This window comes from Klebsiella sp. 54 (assembly GCF_018223875.1).
Taxonomy (GTDB): domain Bacteria; phylum Pseudomonadota; class Gammaproteobacteria; order Enterobacterales; family Enterobacteriaceae; genus Klebsiella; species Klebsiella quasipneumoniae.
In genome coordinates this window covers 358,973-376,454 of record NZ_JAGRRA010000010.1, presented here as the reverse complement: position 1 = coordinate 376,454, position 17,482 = coordinate 358,973, and the positions used below count along the sequence as shown (strand labels likewise).

Annotated in this window: 14 protein-coding genes and 1 pseudogene; 5 read left to right on the top strand and 10 right to left on the bottom strand. The window is 60.8% G+C overall.

Translation table 11 applies throughout. The features are described from left to right. Positions 1-200 precede the first annotated feature (200 nt). Positions 201-314 carry a protein YohO gene (locus KHQ24_RS20250; RefSeq protein WP_002912762.1) on the top strand — a complete coding sequence of 38 codons (114 nt, stop codon included), beginning with the start codon at positions 201-203 and terminating at the stop codon, positions 312-314. Here KHQ24_RS20250 and KHQ24_RS20245 read toward each other — a convergent pair. The 5 genes from KHQ24_RS20245 to bglX all read right to left on the bottom strand — a co-directional run bounded on the left by KHQ24_RS20245 (position 289) and on the right by bglX (position 6,466). Continuing rightward, complete coding sequence (locus KHQ24_RS20245; protein ID WP_048325142.1) at positions 289-1,026, bottom strand: ABC transporter permease; 738 nt, start codon at positions 1,024-1,026, stop codon at positions 289-291. The genes KHQ24_RS20250 and KHQ24_RS20245 overlap by 26 nt on opposite strands. Then, positions 1,010-1,957 (bottom strand): ABC transporter ATP-binding protein, encoded by a 948-nt coding sequence (locus tag KHQ24_RS20240; RefSeq protein ID WP_048295203.1) that lies wholly within the window; start codon positions 1,955-1,957, stop codon positions 1,010-1,012. The genes KHQ24_RS20245 and KHQ24_RS20240 overlap by 17 nt, the downstream gene beginning before the upstream one ends. Continuing rightward, positions 1,950-3,107, bottom strand: coding sequence for an ABC transporter permease (locus tag KHQ24_RS20235; protein WP_191721134.1), 1,158 nt, complete (start codon positions 3,105-3,107; stop codon positions 1,950-1,952). The genes KHQ24_RS20240 and KHQ24_RS20235 overlap by 8 nt, the downstream gene beginning before the upstream one ends. Before the next feature lie 7 nt (positions 3,108-3,114). Next, complete coding sequence (locus KHQ24_RS20230; protein WP_049092377.1) at positions 3,115-4,032, bottom strand: ABC transporter substrate-binding protein; 918 nt, start codon at positions 4,030-4,032, stop codon at positions 3,115-3,117. Between the two features lie 136 nt (positions 4,033-4,168). Continuing rightward, the gene (bglX, locus tag KHQ24_RS20225; protein WP_004201601.1) at positions 4,169-6,466 is read right to left on the bottom strand and encodes a beta-glucosidase BglX; all 2,298 of its coding nucleotides are present in this window, start codon (positions 6,464-6,466) and stop codon (positions 4,169-4,171) included. A 194-nt stretch (positions 6,467-6,660) separates the two neighbouring features. Between bglX and dld the strand changes: the two genes are divergently transcribed. Both dld and KHQ24_RS20215 read left to right on the top strand, forming a co-directional pair. Further along, the gene (gene dld / locus KHQ24_RS20220; protein ID WP_124989377.1) at positions 6,661-8,406 is read left to right on the top strand and encodes a D-lactate dehydrogenase; all 1,746 of its coding nucleotides are present in this window, start codon (positions 6,661-6,663) and stop codon (positions 8,404-8,406) included. Between the two features lie 85 nt (positions 8,407-8,491). Beyond that, entirely contained in the window at positions 8,492-9,046 is a 555-nt protein-coding gene (locus tag KHQ24_RS20215) for a GNAT family N-acetyltransferase (RefSeq protein ID WP_002912829.1), read from the top strand. A gap of 218 nt (positions 9,047-9,264) precedes the next feature. Here the strand turns inward: KHQ24_RS20215 and pbpG are convergent, their stop codons facing one another. Both pbpG and KHQ24_RS20205 read right to left on the bottom strand, forming a co-directional pair. Further along, positions 9,265-10,215 (bottom strand): D-alanyl-D-alanine endopeptidase, encoded by a 951-nt coding sequence (pbpG, locus tag KHQ24_RS20210; protein ID WP_074194143.1) that lies wholly within the window; start codon positions 10,213-10,215, stop codon positions 9,265-9,267. Positions 10,216-10,403: 188 nt separating this feature from the next. Beyond that, entirely contained in the window at positions 10,404-10,991 is a 588-nt protein-coding gene (locus KHQ24_RS20205; RefSeq protein WP_004201605.1) for a Yip1 family protein, read from the bottom strand. A gap of 153 nt (positions 10,992-11,144) precedes the next feature. Between KHQ24_RS20205 and KHQ24_RS20200 the strand changes: the two genes are divergently transcribed. Further along, entirely contained in the window at positions 11,145-11,714 is a 570-nt protein-coding gene (locus KHQ24_RS20200; RefSeq protein WP_023318737.1) for a DedA family protein, read from the top strand. A 33-nt stretch (positions 11,715-11,747) separates the two neighbouring features. Here KHQ24_RS20200 and mdtQ read toward each other — a convergent pair whose 3' ends face one another. Further along, positions 11,748-13,187 carry a multidrug resistance outer membrane protein MdtQ gene (mdtQ, locus tag KHQ24_RS20195; protein WP_023318738.1) on the bottom strand — a complete coding sequence of 480 codons (1,440 nt, stop codon included), beginning with the start codon at positions 13,185-13,187 and terminating at the stop codon, positions 11,748-11,750. Positions 13,188-13,315: 128 nt separating this feature from the next. Between mdtQ and KHQ24_RS20190 the strand changes: the two genes are divergently transcribed. Continuing rightward, complete coding sequence (locus KHQ24_RS20190; protein WP_211777435.1) at positions 13,316-14,050, top strand: class I SAM-dependent methyltransferase; 735 nt, start codon at positions 13,316-13,318, stop codon at positions 14,048-14,050. Positions 14,051-14,083: 33 nt separating this feature from the next. Here KHQ24_RS20190 and KHQ24_RS20185 read toward each other — a convergent pair whose 3' ends face one another. Next, positions 14,084-15,478, bottom strand: a complete 1,395-nt coding sequence (locus tag KHQ24_RS20185; protein ID WP_065803061.1) for a glycoside hydrolase family 1 protein — start codon at positions 15,476-15,478, stop codon at positions 14,084-14,086. A gap of 15 nt (positions 15,479-15,493) precedes the next feature. Next, a pseudogene (bglF, locus tag KHQ24_RS20180) lies at positions 15,494-17,465 on the bottom strand (PTS beta-glucoside transporter subunit IIABC). Positions 17,466-17,482: the final 17 nt, after the last annotated feature.

Below are 17,482 nucleotides of genomic sequence, written 5' to 3'. Positions count from 1 at the left end.
GTACCATACCCTGACTGGCGAAAACTTTCTTTGAAGCCCTGCATAAAAATGAAAAATGACGGGCAGGATCACACTTTTTTGCGGCGCGTTGCTCAGCCAAATAGGCAAAAAGCCCGGCGCGGCGCGCTAAACCGCAATTAATGTTTCATTAACACCTGCGCTTCACCGTATAATCCCCCTGTTAACATCAGGAGCCTATTATGAAGCCAGCGAAAATCGCGGTCGTCACTCTCTTCTTACTTATGGCCATCGGCGGGATCAGCGGCGTAATGCTGGCCGGCTATTCCTTTATTGTACGTGGCGGTGTCGGCTGATCCAGCGGGTCAGACGCTCAAACGCGCGGTCGACAATGATCGCCGCCAGCGCCACCAGTAGCGCCCCCTGCACAATATAGGCGGTATTAAACCCGCTCAGGCCGATGATGATCGGCGTCCCAAGCGTATTGGCCCCCACCGTCGAGGCTATCGTCGCGGTACCAATATTGACGATGACCGAGGTGCGGATCCCCGCCAGGATCACCGGGGCCGCCAGCGGCAGCTCCACCTTATACAGACGCTGCCAGCCGGTCATTCCCATCCCTTCTGCCACATCTGACACGCCCGACGGTATCGATCCCAGCCCGGCCAGCGTCCCCTGCAGCACCGGCAGTATGCCATACAGCGCGAGGGCGATCAGCGCCGGCAGCCAGCCAAAGCCCAGCACCGGTACCGCCATCGCCAGCACCGCCACCGGCGGAAAGGTCTGCCCGATAGCGGCGATGGTCTCCACCAGCGGACGAAAAGCGCTGCCCGCGGGCCGGGTAACCGCCACCCCTGCCCCCAGCCCGACGGCGGTTGCCGCGAGGCTGGATACCACTACCAGCCAGCCGTGATCGAGAGTGAGCGCCCAGAAGCTCTCCTGCTGGTAAACCGGCCGCGGCAGCTCCGGAAACAGCCGGCTGAACAGCGGCGCGCTGTAGGGTAGCCCCATCAGCAGGCCGATGAACAGCGCGATAAGCCACCACAACGGCTCACGAAGCGCCTTCATGACTCGCCTCCTGGCGCAGCAGATCGGCAAAATGCAGCGTGCCGCAGGGCTGCCCCTCGGCATCCACCACCGGCAGCGCCTCGCAGCGCCGGGCGACAAACTGCGATAGCGCTTCCCGCAGGGTCATGGTGACGGTCAGCCCCTCGCCCGCCAGCCGCTCGTCGGGGCGCAGATAGTCCCGCACCTCACGCAGCGACAGCAGGCGCACGCCCAGCTCGCTGCGGCCAAAAAAGGTCTGCACAAAGCTATTCTCTGGCCGCAGGAGCATCGCCAGCGGCGCCCCCTGCTGGACCACCTCACCACCATCCATCAGCACCAGGTGGTCCGCCAGACGTAGCGCTTCGTCAATATCATGGGTCACCAGGACAATGGTTCGCCCCAGCAGGCGGTGAATGCGCAGCATCTCCTGCTGCAGCGCCTCGCGGGTCACCGGGTCGAGGGCACCGAAGGGTTCATCCATCAGCAGCACCTCCGGGTCTGCCGCCAGCGCCCGCGCCACCCCGACCCGCTGCTGTTGGCCGCCGGAAAGCTGATGGGGATAGCGGTCGCGCAGCGTCGCCTCCAGCCCCAGCAGCGCCATCAGCTCGTCGACCCGGTCGGCGATCCTCGCCCGCGGCCATTTTTGCAGCTGCGGCACGGTGGCGATATTCTGCGCCACCGTCCAGTGGGGAAACAGGCCGATAGACTGGATGGCATAGCCCATCCGTCGCCGCAGGGTCAGGAGCGGCTGCTGGCGGATGTCTTCGCCGGCAAAGCGAATCATGCCCCGGTCCGGCTCCAGCAGGCGGTTGATCATTTTCAGCGTCGTCGACTTGCCCGAGCCGGAGGTTCCCACCAGCACCGAAAAGGCGCCTTCGCGCAGCTCCAGGGTCAGGTCCTTCACCGCCGGGTGGCCGGCAAACGCTTTGCTGACCCCTTGAAATTCAATCATTGGCCTCTCCTTTTAGCCAGGCGCCCCACAGCGCGAACAGGGCATCCACCACCACCGCCAGGGAAATGGTCGGCACCACGCCCAGCAGCACCAGATCCAGCGCGCTGCTCAGCAGCCCCTGAAATACCAGCGCGCCAAAGCCGCCGGCGCCGATCAGCGCCGCCACCACCGCCATGCCGACGGTTTGCACGCTGACCACCCGCAGGCTGCGCAGCAGCACCGGCATCGCCAGCGGGAGCTGCACCTGACGAAAGCGCTGCCCGGCGCTCATGCCCATCGCCGTCGCGCTCTCCAGCGCATCCTGCGGCACCTGCTGCAGGCCGGTCACCACCCCGCGCACCAGCGGCAACAGCGCATACAACGTCAGGGCAATCAGGGCCGGCGCCACGCCGGTCCCGGAGACGCCCAGCTCGCCCAGCGCCGGAAAATAGCGCGCCACACCGGCAAGCGGGGCAATCAGCAGGCCGAACAGCGCCACCGACGGGATAGTCTGGATCACATTGAGCACGGTGAAGGCCGGCGCCTGCCAGCGCGGACGCCGCCAGAGCCATACCCCCAGCGGCAGGCCGATCAGCAGGCCCGGCAGTAGGGTGCCAAACAGCAGAAGCAGATGCTGGCGCAGAGCGTCGTCAAACACCTCCTGGCGGTTGGCATACTCTTTCAGCAGCGAGAGCTGATCGAGCGCCCCGGCGGCGAGCAGGATGATGGGCAGAAGCCAGACTTGCGCATTGAGCAGCCAGCGCCATAGCGGCCGGGCGGTAAGATGACGAATGGCCTCGCTGGCCAGCAGCAGGCAGAGCGCCAGCGACAGCCACAGGCCGCTGCCGGGCGAGGTGCGCGCCAGCGGCGAGCCGTGCCGGGAGAGCTCAAGCGCCGCCTGGCCGCTGCCCCAGATAAGCAGCGGGAAGAGCAGTTCGGCCAGCAGCAGATGGAGAAGCGGCGCGACCCTGCCCGGCAGCCAGCAGAGCAGGATCCCGGCGAGGGCTGCCGCCAGCTGAACACCGGCGAGCCAGGGCATCACCTGCCACAGCCCGCGCCCTTCCCCGGAGAGTAAGCGATTCGGCGCGTAAGTGATAAACGGCAGCGCCAGCGTAACCAGCAGCAGGCCTGTCAGCAGCAGGCCGACGCGGTGAGTACAGCGAATGGTCACCGGTGGCTTACTTCAGCAGGCCTTTCTGCTGCAGATAATCTGCCGCCACGCGCTTCGCATCCTGGCCTTCCACCGCGATGCGGGCGTTCAGCTGCTGCAGGGTCTTTTCATCGAGGCTGGCGAAGACCGGCTTCAGCCAGTCGGCGATCTGCGGGTAGGCTTTCAGCACCGTCTCGCGCACCACCGGCGTCGGGGCGTAAATCGGCTGCACGCCCTGCGGGTCGCTCAGCGTCTGTAATCCCAGGGCCGCCACCGGGCCGTCGGTGCCGTAGGCCATCGCCGCGTTGACACCGGAGGTCTGCTGCGCCGCCGCTTTGATGGTCACCGCCGTATCGCCCCCGGCCAGCGACAGCAGCTGGTTCTGGTTGAGTTTAAAGTCATACGCTTTTTCAAACGCCGGCAGCGCGTCCGGGCGTTCAATAAACTCCGCCGAGGCCGCCAGCTTAAATTCGCCGCCCTGCTGCAGATAGCGGCTGAGGTCGGCCAGCGAAGTCAGGTGATTTTTCTCCGCCAGCTCCTGACGCACGGCGATGGTCCAGGTGTTGTTGGCCGGCGCCGGGGTAAGCCATACCAGCTGATGTTTCTCCTGATCCAGGCGCTTCACCTTCTCATAGCCCTGCTGGGCATTCTTCCATGCCGGGTCGTTTTCATCTTTAAAGAAAAAAGCGCCATTGCCGGTATATTCCGGGTAGATATCCAGCTCGCCGGCGACAATCGCCCCGCGCACCACCGGCGTGGTGCCGAGCTGGATTTTGTTAATCGTTTTGACGCCGTGGCTTTCCAGCACCTGCTGGATCATATTACCGAGCAGCGCCCCTTCGGTATCAATTTTCGAGCCGACCTTCACCGGCTCCGCCGCCTGCAGCGGCATACTTATCAGGGCGGCCAGCGCCAGCGCGCCGGACCATTTCGTCGCCATCTTCATCCCGCATCCCTCAGTTCTTTTGCGCTTCGCTTACAGAAGCTTAAGAGAAAAGCGTAGTCCATTTGCCAGCGATACGAAAAAGAAAAGGCCGATTAATCGGCCTTTTAAGTGTGACGTTGGGCTTAAGGGCTATGCCTTACAACAGCTCAAACTCGCTCTGCTTCACGCGGGCGGAGTCCACGCCGATAAAGACATTGAATTTGCCCGGCTCAGCGACGTATTTCATCTGCTGGTTCCAGAACTTCAGCGCGTCGACGTCGATCGGGAAGCTGACGGTTTGCGTTTCGCCCGGCTTGAGGTTGACCTTTTTAAAGCCGCGCAGCATTTTCACCGGCCGGCTCATGGAGGCGGTGACGTCCTGCAGATACAGCTGAATGACCGTCGCCCCTTCGCGTTTGCCGGTGTTGGTCACCTGCACGCTGGCGGTCACGCTGCCGTCGCGCGGCAGGGTGGCCGACGACATGGTGACATCGGAGACGCTAAAGGTGGTATAGCTCAGGCCGTAGCCAAACGGGTACAGCGGGCCGTTGGCTTCATCGAAGTAACGCGAGGTGTACTTGTTCGGCTTCTCCGGATTATACGGACGACCGGTATTCAGGTGGCTGTAGTAGGTTGGGATCTGCCCCACCGAGCGCGGGAAGGACATCGGCAGCTTGCCCGACGGGTTATAGTCGCCAAACAGCACGTCGGCGATGGCATGCCCGCCTTCGGTGCCGGCAAACCAGGTCTCCAGCAGCGCATCGGCTTGCTGATCCTCTTTCACCAGCGCCAGCGGACGGCCGTTCATCAGCACCAGCACCAGCGGTTTGCCGGTGGCCTTGAGGGCGGCAATCAGGTTGCGCTGGCTCTGCGGCAGGGTGATGTCGGTCCGGCTGGAGGCCTCATGGGCCATGCCCTGCGCCTCGCCCACTACGGCAACCACCACGTCGGATTGCTTCGCCGCCGCGACGGCTTCGTCGATCATTTCCTGCGGCGAGCGCGGGTCAACCTGCACCGCGTTCTCATACAGGTTGAGGAAATCGACAATGCCTTTGTCGTCGGTAACGTTCGCCCCTTTGGCGTAAATCACTTTGCCGTTATCGCCCAGCGCTTCTTTGATGCCGGTCAGGACGGTCACCGACTGGTCGGCCACGCCCGCCGCCGACCAGCTGCCCATCATGTCGCGTTTGCTGTCCGCCAGCGCGCCCACCACCGCGATAGTGCCGGATTTTTTCAGCGGCAGCGTATCAAGCCGGTTTTTCAGCAGCACCAGGCTCTCGCGGGCGACTTCCCGCGCCTCTTTACGATGCAGACGGCTTTCTGCGTTGGTGTCCTGCGGGTCAGAATCTTTTGGCCCCAGGTGGCTGTACGGATCGTTGAACAGCCCCATATCATATTTGACGTTAAGCACGTGACGGGTGGCGTCATCCAGCTCGGCCATGGTCACCTTGCCGGACTTCACCAGCCCCGGCAGGTACTTGCTGTAATACTCGTCGCTCATGCTCATGTTGATGCCGGACTTGAGCGCCACGCGCACCGCGTCTTCCGGGTCGGAGGCCACGCCGTGCTTGATCAGCTCTTTAATGGCGCCGTGGTCGGAGACCGTGATGCCTTTAAAGCCCCACTGGTCGCGCAGGACATCTTTCAGCAGCCAGGAATCGGCGGTCGCCGGGGTGCCGTTCAGCGAGTTCAGGGCCACCATCACCGCGCCGCTGCCGGCATCCAGCCCGGCTTTATACGGCGGCATATAGTCGTTGAACAGGCGCTGCGGGCTCATGTCGACCGTGTTGTACTCTTTCCCGCCCTCCACCGCGCCGTAGGCGGCGAAGTGCTTGACACTGGTCATCACCGAATAGCGGTCCGCCGGGCTCTTGCCCTGCATCGACTCCACCATCGCCTGACCCATCATCGTGGTCAGATAAGTGTCTTCCCCGAACCCTTCGGAAGCGCGTCCCCAGCGCGGGTCGCGGGAGACGTCGACCATCGGCGCCCAGGTCATGTTCAGCCCGTCATCGGCGGCTTCATAAGCTGACACCCGGCCCACGGTCTTCACCGCGTCAAGGTTAAACGACGAGGCCAGGCCGAGGCTTATCGGGAAGACGGTGCGCTGGCCGTGCAGCACATCGTAGGCAAAGAACAGCGGGATCTTCAGGCGGCTGAGCTGCATCACCTGATCCTGCATAACGCGGATATCCGGGCGGGTAACGGTGTTAAAAATCGCCCCCACCTGACCGTTTTTGATCATTTCACGGATCGCCTCTTTGGGGTTATCCGGGCCGACGCTTATCAGACGCAGCTGGCCGATTTTCTCGTCTACGGTCATTTTTTTCAGCAGGTCGGTGACAAAAGCATCCCGCGCCTGCGGGGTCAGGGGGTGGTTACCAAACAGTTCATCCGCCAGCGCGGGTTGCAGCGCCAGACTCACGGCGACGCCTACAGTGCAGAGCCATTTCATTGTTATCTCGCTTTTTCTCAGACGGGGACTCGGTAAAACATAATAAAAACCGCAGTTTGCCATATATATAAACAACGCGCCCGCAGAATGCTAAGGTTCTTCTCTGATTTTTGCGAAACATTCATGCATCAAATTGTCATACAAAGCGCTATGCTTATCCTCGCTATTTCGCGCACCACCACAAGGAGTGGAACATGTCATCTGCACCCACTAACACCAATAAAACGTTTCTGGCTGACCTCGCGCGCCTGGTTGGCCCTTCGCATCTGCTGACCGACCCGGCAAAAACCCAGCGCTACCGCAAAGGCTTCCGCTCCGGTCAGGGCGAGGCGCTGGCGGTTGTCTTTCCCGGCACCCTTTTGGAACTCTGGCGCGTGCTCAACGCCTGCGTCGACGCCGATAAAATCATTCTGATGCAGGCGGCCAACACCGGCCTGACCGAAGGCTCCACCCCCAACGGCAATGATTACGATCGCGAGATCGTGATTATCAGCACCCTGCGCCTGGATAAACTGCATCTGCTGGACAAAGGCGAGCAGGTGCTGGCCTGGCCCGGCACCACGCTCTACTCACTGGAAAAAGCGCTGAAACCGCTGGGGCGCGAGCCGCACTCCGTGATCGGCTCATCGTGCATCGGCGCGTCGGTGATCGGCGGGATCTGCAACAACTCCGGCGGTTCCCTGGTGCAGCGCGGGCCGGCCTACACCGAGATGTCGCTGTTCGCACAGATTGACGCCGACGGCAAGCTGAAGCTGGTCAACCATCTGGGCATCGATCTCGGCAGTACGCCGGAGCAGATCCTCAGCCGACTCGACGACGAGCGGATCAGCGATAGCGATGTGCTGCACGATGGCCGCCACGCCCACGATCACGACTATGTTACCCGCGTGCGCGATGTCGATGCCGACACCCCGGCGCGCTACAACGCCGACCCGGACCGCCTGTTCGAATCCTCCGGCTGCGCCGGCAAGCTGGCGGTTTTCGCCGTGCGTCTCGATACCTTCCCGGCGGAAAAGCGCCAGCAGGTGTTTTACATTGGCACCAACCAGCCGCAGGTATTGACCGAGATCCGCCGCCATATCCTCGCCGAGTTCCAGCATCTGCCGGTGGCCGGGGAATATATGCACCGCGATATTTACGATATCGCCGAGCAGTATGGCAAAGACACCTTCCTGATGATCGACAAGCTCGGCACCGACAAAATGCCGTTCTTCTTCACCATGAAGGGGCGCACCGACGCGATGCTGGAGAAAGTGTCGCTGTTTAAACCGCACTTTACCGACCGCTTTATGCAGAAGCTCGGCCACGTCTTCCCGGCGCATTTACCGGAGCGGATGAAAACCTGGCGCGACAAATATGAACACCATCTGCTGCTGAAGATGGCCGGCGACGGCATCGAAGAAGCACAGCGCTGGCTGACGGAATACTTCCAGCAGGCCGAGGGAGATTTCTTCGCCTGTACGCCAGAAGAAGGCAGCAAGGCATTCCTCCACCGCTTTGCCGCCGCCGGCGCGGCGATCCGCTATCAGGCGGTGCATGCCGACGAAGTCGAAGATATTCTGGCGCTGGATATCGCCCTGCGCCGCAACGATACCGAGTGGTTCGAACATCTGCCGCCGGAGATCGACAGCCAGCTGGTGCACAAGCTCTACTATGGCCACTTTATGTGTCATGTGTTCCATCAGGATTACATCGTCAAGAAAGGGGTCGATGCCCATGCGCTGAAGGAGCAGATGCTGGCGTTACTGAAAGCGCGCGGCGCCCAGTACCCGGCGGAGCATAACGTGGGTCATCTGTATGAAGCGCCGGAGAGCCTGCAGCAGTTCTATCGCCAGAACGATCCGACCAACAGCATGAACCCGGGGATTGGTAAAACCAGTAAGCAGAAATATTGGGGTGAAGCGGCCCCGGCGCCGGTCTCCCCGGCGGATCCGCAATAATCGGCGGCAGGGCTATTCAGCCTGGCGCTTCTGTATTACGCTGCACGCCGGAGAATGTCTCTCCGGCAGATTCAGGAGCGCCGCCATGCCCGCAGAGGCCCCGTTACTCGACAGTGATTTAGAAATTCGTGAAGCGCTGCCCGACGATGCGCACGCCATCGCCGCGCTATATGTCTGGCACGTGCTTAATGGCCGCGCCTCCTTCGAAGAGATCCCCCCCACCGTTGACGAAATGCGTAAACGGATCCAGACCGTGCGCGATAACGGGCTGCCCTGGCTGGTCGCGCTGTGGCGCGGGGCTATCGTCGGCTACTGCTACGCCACTTTCTATCGCCCGCGCCCGGCCTATCGCTATACCCTCGAGGAATCGATCTACGTGGAATCCGGAATGGGCGGGCGCGGCATCGGCAGCGCGCTGCTGTCGCGGCTGATCGCCGAATGCGAGAAAGGCCCGTGGCGGCAGATGCTGGCGATCATCGGCGATGGCCATAACAATGCCGGCTCGCTGGCGATCCATAAAAAGTTCGGTTTTACCGTGGCGGGTCAGCTGCGCAGCGTCGGCTATAAGATGGGCGACTGGCGGGATACGTTGATTATGCAGCGCGCGCTGGGTGACGGCGACTGGACGCTCCCGGAGTAATATTCGGCGTCAAATCCCCGGCTCGCGGCGTAAACGCCTCAGCCGGGCTACCGTTCAGCGCGGTTCCCCAGGCCGGCTAAGGCGTCAGCCGCCATCCGCCACTCGGCCTGATTGCCCGGCGGCGCTGCGCTTGCCGGGCCTACGAAGGGGGCGAACCCGGCGCCAAATCACGTAGCCCGGATAAGGCGCAATGCGCCGTCATCCGGGGGATGTGCAGGTTAATCGTTCTGCGCGGTCTGGGCGCCGCCTTTCAGCATCGCCTCCGCCATCTGCGCTTCGCGCTGCTTCTTATAGCTCAGCGCCGAAGCCGGCACCGGCATCACCTTCCCGGTCTCGATCCACGTGCGCAAACGGCTGGCGTCGGCAAAGTGGGTATATTTGCCGAAGGCATCCATCACCACCAGCGCCACCGGGCGTTGGTTGATCACCGTGCGCATAATCAGGCAGTGGCCGGCGGCGTTGGTGAAGCCGGTTTTGGTCAGCTGGATGTTCCAGTTGTCGCGATACACCAGATGGTTAGTGTTGCGGAACGGCAGGCTGTAGGCCGGATGGGCAAAGGTGGCGGTCTCTTCTTTGGTGGTGCTCAGCTGGCCGATCAGCGGGTACTGCTCGCTGGCGATCAGCAGTTTGGTCAGATCGCGGGCGGTGGAGACGTTATGCACCGACAGTCCGGTGGGCTCCACGTAGCGGGTATGGGTCATCCCCAGCGCCTGCGCTTTGGCGTTCATCGCGCGAATAAAGGCGTCGTAGCCGCCCGGATAGTGATGCGCCAGGCTGGCGGCCGCACGGTTCTCGGAAGACATCAGCGCCAGCAGCAGCATATCGCGGCGGCTGATTTGGCTGTTGAGACGCACGCGCGAGTAAATCCCCTTCATTTCCGGGGTATGGCTGATATCCACCGTCAGCATCTCATCCAGCGGCAGATGGGCATCGAGCACCACCATGGCGGTCATCACCTTGGTGATCGACGCCATCGGGCGCACCAGATCCGGCTGGCTGGCGTAGATGATTTTTTTGGTGGCCAGATCGACGATCATGGCGCTGCCGGAAGCGATGTCCGGCTGCGAGGCGGTCACCGCCATCGGGGTTTTTGCTAACGCCTGGGGCGCAAAAGGCACAGCCAGCAGCAAGGTCAGGCTGAGCAAAGAGACTCGAAATTTCGGCATCATGGGCATTCTGAAAAGTATTTTTGCACGTTATGCAACGTACGCCGCGAGGTTAAGTGGGCAACTTCGCTGGCAAACGCCATCATACCGCGCTGTAAGGCCCTGTGCCTAATAAGAATCGTGAAGAAATGCTGCATTGCCGACATAAAATACATATTTGCCGGCAATGCATATTGACCCGTTACGTCCGATCAGAAGAGTCGGTAGCCATACCCCCACAGCACCACGGTGATCGCCAGCAGGACTTCGAGCACCAGCACCCCGATGGCCAGGGTTGAGCTGGCGAAACTGAGCCCCTCTTCCCGGTTAATGCTCAGGAAGGTCGGGATCCCGAGATAGAGCAGATAGCCAGTATAGAACAGGGCAATGGTACCGATCAGCGCGCATAGCCAGACCAGCGGATAGAGCGCCACAATCCCGCTCAGGAACAGCGGTGTGGCCACATAGCCGGCAAATACCATGCAGCGTTTCAGGGAAGGCTGCTGTGGATACTGCCTGGCCATCCACCAGATGACCCGCCCCATGATCGCCACCCCGGCGAGCATCACGGCATAAAACAGCACCGCCAGCGCCAGCCCGGTCAACATCGACAGTTTAATAATAGTGCCGTCGCCGAAGTTCCAGCCCAACTGCGTGGTGCCGATAAAGGCGCAAACCACCGGAACCGCCGCCATCAGCAGCACATGGTGCGTATAGTGATGAGAAATGGTTTCATTCTCGCTCTTAATCACGCTCATCTCCCGGTTGGGATGAGCGAAGAGCCCCCAGACATGGTTCATAGCGTCCCCCTTGTCACGGCTTCGTACTGCACTGATCCAAGTATAATTCACCCTGTAGATTATTTTGTGTACAGCGCAAAAAATCTGCCTCGCCGCGTTTTGGTCAGCAGGGTGTATGATTAAGAGGTGAAGAGGTAAGGAGAAAAGCTGTTTATGGATATCAATCACCTGATTTCCCAGTATGGCTACGCGGCGCTGATCGTCGGCAGCATGGCGGAAGGTGAGACCATTACCCTGCTGGGCGGCGTCGCAGCGCATCAGGGGCTACTGAAGTTTCCCCTGGTGGTGATCGCCGTCGCCCTCGGCGGGATGATTGGCGATCAGCTGCTCTATCTGCTTGGTCGCCGCTTCGGCGGGCGCATTCTGCGCCGTTTCGCCAGCCAGAAGGCGCGGATCCGGAAAGCGCAGCGCATGATCCAGCACCGGCCGTGGCTGTTTGTCATCGGCACCCGCTTTATGTACGGCTTCCGGGTGATCGGCCCCCTGCTGATCGGCGCCAGCCGCCTGCCGCCGCGCATTTTCCTGCCGCTGAATATTGTCGGAGCGCTGGTGTGGGCCCTGCTGTTTACCACCATAGGCTATCTTGGCGGCGAGGTGGTCGGCCCGTGGCTGCACCATCTGGACGCCCATCTGAAGCATTGGATCTGGCTGATCCTCGCGGTGCTGGTGGTTGTGGCCGCCCACTGGTGGCTCAGGCGGCGCGAGAGTAAGAAGAAAGACTGAGCGGCGCGCCCGCGGGCGCACCGTGGTTGGCGGTTACTTCACCGTCTGATGGTAGCCGCCGCCAAGGGCTGAGGTCAGCTGAATGCTGGCGTCAATCCACTGGCCGTGCAGGCGCAGGGCGGTGATACGCTCCTGCAGCGCCGGGAGTTTCGCCAGGCTCACCCTGGAGCCGGGCAGGATCCCCGCCGCCATTCGGGCCTGCGCCAGATCCACCACCCGCTGGGCGTCTTTTTCAACCTGCTGCTGCTGTTGGCTTTTGGCCATCAGCGTCTCAACCTGGCTGGCGGTTTTCGCCACCTGGTTGACGGCGTCCACCACCGCTTTGTTGTATTGGGCGATGGACAGGCTGTTCTGCGCGCTGGCGATATCCAGATTAGCATTGAGACGACCGCTGTCGAAGATCGGCAGCGTCAGTCCGGCGGTGACGCCCATCTGCTGCGCCGAATGGCGGAAAAGATCGCTTAAGTGCAGGGCATCCTGCTGCAGGAAAGCCATCAGGTTGATGTCCGGATAAAACGCCGCCTTCGCCGCGTCCACTTCGCTCAGCGACGCCTCGATATACCAGTGAGCGACCTGCAGATCCGGGCGGCGCGCCAGCAGCTCATAGCCGAGGGTATCCGGCAGCTGCGCGCTGACCGTCGGCAGGCTGGCGGGTTTGAGGTTTAGCGACTGGCTCTGGCTGTTGGTCAGGGCCATCAGCCGCGCTTCAATCTCTTTCATCGTGCCCGCCACGTCCGCCAGCTGCTGGTCGGTTTTGCTGACGTTAATATCGTTCTCCGCCCCTTCGGCGGAGTTGGTGATCCCGCGCTGATACAGGGCCTTGTCGACCGTCACGATATTATTTTGCTCGTTTTTCACCTGCTGCAGCACCGCTTTGATCGCCGCTTCCGTCTGCCACTGCCAGTACAGGCGCGCCACGCTGCCGGAGAGCAGCTCGCGGGTCTGGGCCTGCTCGGCCACCTGGGCTTTCAGCTCGCCGATGCGCGCTTTCACCAGCGCGCGGTTTTTGCCCCACAGATCGAGATCCCAGCCGGCAGTCAGGCCGAAGGTGCCATTGGTGTACCACGGGCCGGTATTGCCGTCGGTATCGGTGGCGAACGGCCCCATCAGGCCTTCAGCGGACATTTTCTGCCGTTCGATATCGGCGGAGAAATCCATCTCCGGGCCAAGATTCGCCTGCGACATTCGCGCCTGCGCTTCAGCAAGCCTGATGCGCTGTTCGGCAATCTGCATGTCCGGCGCGTTGGCGAGTGCGCGCTGAATCAGATTATCCAGTTGGGCATCGTGGTAGTCTTTCCACCAGTCGGTGTGTGGCCAGCCATTTTTGACGGCGGCGGGAAGATCCATGGAAACGTGGGAAGCCGGAATTTGCTGCTGCGGCGGATTAGCGACCTCATGAGAAGGCGCGCAGCCAGCCAGCGCGATGGCCAGGGGCAACGCAGCCAGCACGCTATTTTTTAATATCAATTTCATTTAACAGGTCAGATAACGTAATCAGGTTGGTTATCATAAATTAATTGAATTAAACGCGTTTAGTAAAGCGTGTGACTAAATTATTAGTTAGCTAAAAATAAACAACTTTATCAATTCAAGGGATGAATATGAGTCAGAATATTTATGACGACCCGCAGTTCTTTGCCGGCTATGCGACCCTCGATCGCTCGGTGAAGGGACTGGAGGGTGCACCAGAGTGGCCATCGCTGCAGGCAATGCTGCCGCCAGTAACCGGTTTGCGGGTGGTGGATCTCGGTTGTGGCTACGGCTGGTTTTGCCGCTGGGCGCTGCAGCAGGGAGCCAGCCAGATAATTGGTTTTGATATCTCCCGACGTATGCTGACGCAGGCGCGAGAGATAACCCGCGGGGATGAGATTGACTACCGCTGCGCCGATCTGCAAACCCTGACGTTGCCCGCCAACAGCTGCGATCTGGTCTATAGCTCACTGGCGCTCCATTACTTACCAGACATCGCCCCGCTCTTCACTGCCCTGCAGCAGGCGCTGGTCCCTGGCGGCATCCTGGTCTTTTCCGCGGAACATCCCATCTATACCGCGCCGCTGCATCAGGGATGGCAGGTGAATGAGCAGGGGCAAAAAAGCTGGCCGGTCAGCCACTATCAGCAGGAGGGCGAGCGCGTAAGCAACTGGTTTGCCGAGGGCGTCATTAAACAGCACCGCAAACTCTCAAGCTGGGTAAACGCGCTTATCGCCGCTGGTTTTGTGCTGGAGCAGCTGGATGAGTGGGGTCCGAGCGCCGAACAGATTGCTCAACAGCCCGCCCTGGATGAAGAGAAAGAGCGTCCGATGATCTTTTTACTGCGCGCGTGTAAACCGGGCTGATCCCTCGCCCGGCGATGGCCGGGCGGGGAAGCATTACGCTTTCAGGCTGGCGCCGCGGCTGGCAATCACCTCTTTATACCAGTCAAAGCTCTTCTTCTTACTACGTGCCAGGGTGCCGGTGCCGTCATCATGGCGGTCAACATAGATAAAGCCGTAGCGCTTCGACAGCTCCGCCTTCGAGGCGCTCACCAGGTCAATCGGCCCCCAGCTGGTAAAGCCCATCAGCTCAACGCCATCGTCAATGGCTTCCCGCGCCTGCACCAGGTGGTCGTTCAGGTAGCTGATGCGGTAGTCATCATTAATGCTGCCGTCGGCTTCCACCTTATCTTTGGCGCCCAGACCGTTTTCCACGATAAACAGCGGCTTCTGATAGCGATCCCACAGCACGTTCAGCAGCGTACGCAGGCCGAGGGGGTCTATCTGCCAGCCCCACTCCGAGCTCGCCAGGTGCGGGTTCGGCACCATGCTAAGTATATTGCCGCGCGCCTGCTGGTTCAGCGCCTCATCGGCGGTGACGCACCCGGTCATGTAGTAGCTGAAGGAGATAAAATCGACGGTGGTTTTCAGCGTTTCGCGATCGGCCTCGGTGATGTCGAGCGTGATGCCGTTGTCGCGGAAAAAGCGCTGCATATAGCCCGGGTACGCCCCGCGCGCCTGCACGTCGCCGAAGAACTGCCAGCTGCGGTTCTCCTGCAGCGTCTCAAACACATCTTCCGGTTTGCAGCTCAGGGGATACATCAGCCCGCCGAGCAGCATATTGCCGATTTTGCCCTCGGGCACCAGCTCATGACAGGCTTTGACCGCCAGAGCGCTGGCCACCAGCTGGTGATGAATGGCCTGATACACCTCGCCTTTGCTGCTGCCGGCCGGCAGGCCGACGCCGGTCAGCGGGGCATGCAGCGACATATTGATTTCGTTAAAGGTCAGCCACAGTTTGACTTTGTTTTTATAACGGCTGAACACCGTCCGGGCGTAGCGCTCAAAGAAGCCAATCACCTGCCGGCTGCCCCAGCCGCCGTAATTTTTCACCAGCGCCCATGGCATTTCATAATGCGACAGCGTCACCAGCGGAGTGATGTTGTGCTTCGCCATCTCGTCGAACAATTTGTCGTAGAAGGCGAGTCCGGCTTCGTTCGGCTCGGCGTCGTCGCCGTTGGGGTAAATTCGCGTCCAGGCGATGGAGACCCGCAGGCAGTTAAAGCCCATCTCAGCGAACAGGGCGATATCTTCCGGGTAGCGATGGTAAAAATCGATCGCCACATCCTTTATGCCGCTGTCGCCGGGTACGCGCTCGACCACTTCGCCGAAGACGCCGTGCGGCTGCACATCGGAGGTGGATAACCCTTTGCCATCTTCCAGGTACGCCCCTTCCACCTGATTCGCCGCGGTCGCGCCGCCCCATAAAAAATCTGTCGGGAATGTTTTCATCTCTCTCTCCTGTGATTAATGGCTGACTGACAACAACGGCTGACCGGCTTCGACGGCGCTGGGCGCCACCGTGTCGATCTCACGATAGTCATCGCTGTTGCTGATAATAATCGGGGTCGCCAGGTCGTAACCGGCGTCCAGAATCGCCTGACGATCGAACTCAATCAGTAGATCGCCGGCCTGTACCCTGTCGCCCTCTTTCACATGCGCGGTAAACGGCACGCCGTCGAGTTTGACCGTGTCGATGCCAACGTGGATCAGCAGCTCGATGCCGCTGTCGCTCTGCAGGCCGATGGCGTGTTTAGTCTGAAACAGGGAAGCCACTTCGCCCGGGAATGGGGCAATGACTTTGCCCACCGCCGGGATAATGGCGACTCCTTTCCCCAACAGGCCGCTGGCGAAGGTGCTGTCCGGCACCTGATCGAGGGCGATGACGCTGCCGCTCATCGGCGCCAGGATGTCATTTGCCGAGACCGGCGCTACCGCCACGGCGCCCGGCGCGGCGCTGGCGCGCGGCAGGCCGGCGAAGAAAGTTAAACCACAGGAGATAATCAACGCCGCGAAGATACCCACTACGCCGCCCCAAACGGTGCTATCAAGCCCTTGGGGCGGGATCATTTGTGCGACAGTAAAAATGTTCCCGAAGCCGAATGAATAGACGTGAGCGTTACTGAAGCCCACAATCGCGCCGCCAATGGCGCCCGCCACGCAGCCGAAGATAAATGGCCGGCGCAGCGGCAATGTTAAGCCATAGATAGCCGGCTCGGTAATGCCGAAGATGCCCGCTGAAAACGCAGAGCCGGCCAGCACTTTCTGGCGGGCGTCACGGGTTTTCAGCAAAATACCCAGCACCGCGCCGACCTGCCCCATCACGGCCGGCAACAGCATGGGCAGCATGGAATCATGGCCAAGCACCGTCAGATTGTTAATCATCAGCGGAATCAGCCCCCAATGCAGGCCGAAGATCACACAAACCTGCCACAGCGCGCCCATCGCCGCTCCCGCCAGCCACGGCGCCACCGCGTAGATAATCTGATACCCCTGGGCCAACAGATGACTGAGCCAGGTCGCCAGAGGACCAATCAGCAGAAACGTCAGCGGAACCACAACGGCGAGACAAATCGCCGGGGTAAAAAAGTTTTTCATCGATGACGGCAGCAGCGCGTTGCTCTTGCGCTCCAGACAGCAGCAGACCCATGAAGCGAGAATAATCGGGATCACCGATGAGCTGTAATTGATAAAGGTCACCGGGATGCCGAGAAAGTGCTCCACCGCCGCGCCCGGCGCCTGGCTGGCCTCAAAGGCCTGAATCATCAGCGGGTGGGTTAACGCTCCACCGATCACCATTGAGACAAACGGGTTACCGCCAAATTTTTTACCGGCGGTGTAACCGAGAAACAGCGGGAAGAAAAAGAACAGCGCGTCGCTGGCGGCAAACCAGATTTTATAGGTTCCCTGTTGCGGGGTCAGCCAACCGCAGACGACCGCCAGCGCCAGCATTCCTTTCAGGATACCAGAGGCTGCCAGCACGCCGATAAACGGCGTGAATATCCCCGACACGACATCGATGATCTGCCCCAGCAGCGACCCTTTTTCAACGCTTTCCGCCGTCGGCTCGCTGTCATCGCTCAGCCCAGCCTCCTGGCGCACCGCCTGCCAGACGTCGTGGACGTGGTTGCCAATCACCACCTGAAACTGGCCGCCGCTCTCCACCACCATAATCACGCCCGGATTGGCCTTCAGCCCTTCGGCATCGGCTTTGCCGTTATCCTTCAGTTTAAAACGCAGACGTGTCGCACAGTGAACCAGACTCACAATGTTCTCTTTGCCGCCGACGCGGTTGAGAATATCCTGCGCGAGTGCTTTATATTCCATGCTCTTTTCCTTACTGCCGCTGCCCGCAGACAACCGGCGACTGAGTAGTAAAAATAAAAAAAACCCGAGAACCACGCCGGTAGGCGTCGCGCTCAGGTTTTGCCTGCATCATGCAGTAACAATCCAGTT

Excerpts from the sequence above, each read along its gene's own strand:
- KHQ24_RS20230 (WP_049092377.1), bottom strand. The coding sequence starts at position 4,032 with ATGAAGATGGCGACGAAATGGTCCGGCGCGCTGGCGCTGGCCGCCCTG.
- KHQ24_RS20200 (WP_023318737.1), top strand. The coding sequence starts at position 11,145 with ATGGATATCAATCACCTGATTTCCCAGTATGGCTACGCGGCGCTGATC.
- KHQ24_RS20250 (WP_002912762.1), top strand. The coding sequence starts at position 201 with ATGAAGCCAGCGAAAATCGCGGTCGTCACTCTCTTCTTACTTATGGCC.
- KHQ24_RS20240 (WP_048295203.1), bottom strand. The coding sequence starts at position 1,957 with ATGATTGAATTTCAAGGGGTCAGCAAAGCGTTTGCCGGCCACCCGGCG.
- KHQ24_RS20190 (WP_211777435.1), top strand. The coding sequence starts at position 13,316 with ATGAGTCAGAATATTTATGACGACCCGCAGTTCTTTGCCGGCTATGCG.
- KHQ24_RS20205 (WP_004201605.1), bottom strand. The coding sequence starts at position 10,991 with ATGAACCATGTCTGGGGGCTCTTCGCTCATCCCAACCGGGAGATGAGC.
- pbpG (WP_074194143.1), bottom strand. The coding sequence starts at position 10,215 with ATGATGCCGAAATTTCGAGTCTCTTTGCTCAGCCTGACCTTGCTGCTG.
- KHQ24_RS20215 (WP_002912829.1), top strand. The coding sequence starts at position 8,492 with ATGCCCGCAGAGGCCCCGTTACTCGACAGTGATTTAGAAATTCGTGAA.
- mdtQ (WP_023318738.1), bottom strand. The coding sequence starts at position 13,187 with ATGAAATTGATATTAAAAAATAGCGTGCTGGCTGCGTTGCCCCTGGCC.
- KHQ24_RS20185 (WP_065803061.1), bottom strand. The coding sequence starts at position 15,478 with ATGAAAACATTCCCGACAGATTTTTTATGGGGCGGCGCGACCGCGGCG.
- dld (WP_124989377.1), top strand. The coding sequence starts at position 6,661 with ATGTCATCTGCACCCACTAACACCAATAAAACGTTTCTGGCTGACCTC.
- KHQ24_RS20245 (WP_048325142.1), bottom strand. The coding sequence starts at position 1,026 with ATGAAGGCGCTTCGTGAGCCGTTGTGGTGGCTTATCGCGCTGTTCATC.
- bglX (WP_004201601.1), bottom strand. The coding sequence starts at position 6,466 with ATGAAATGGCTCTGCACTGTAGGCGTCGCCGTGAGTCTGGCGCTGCAA.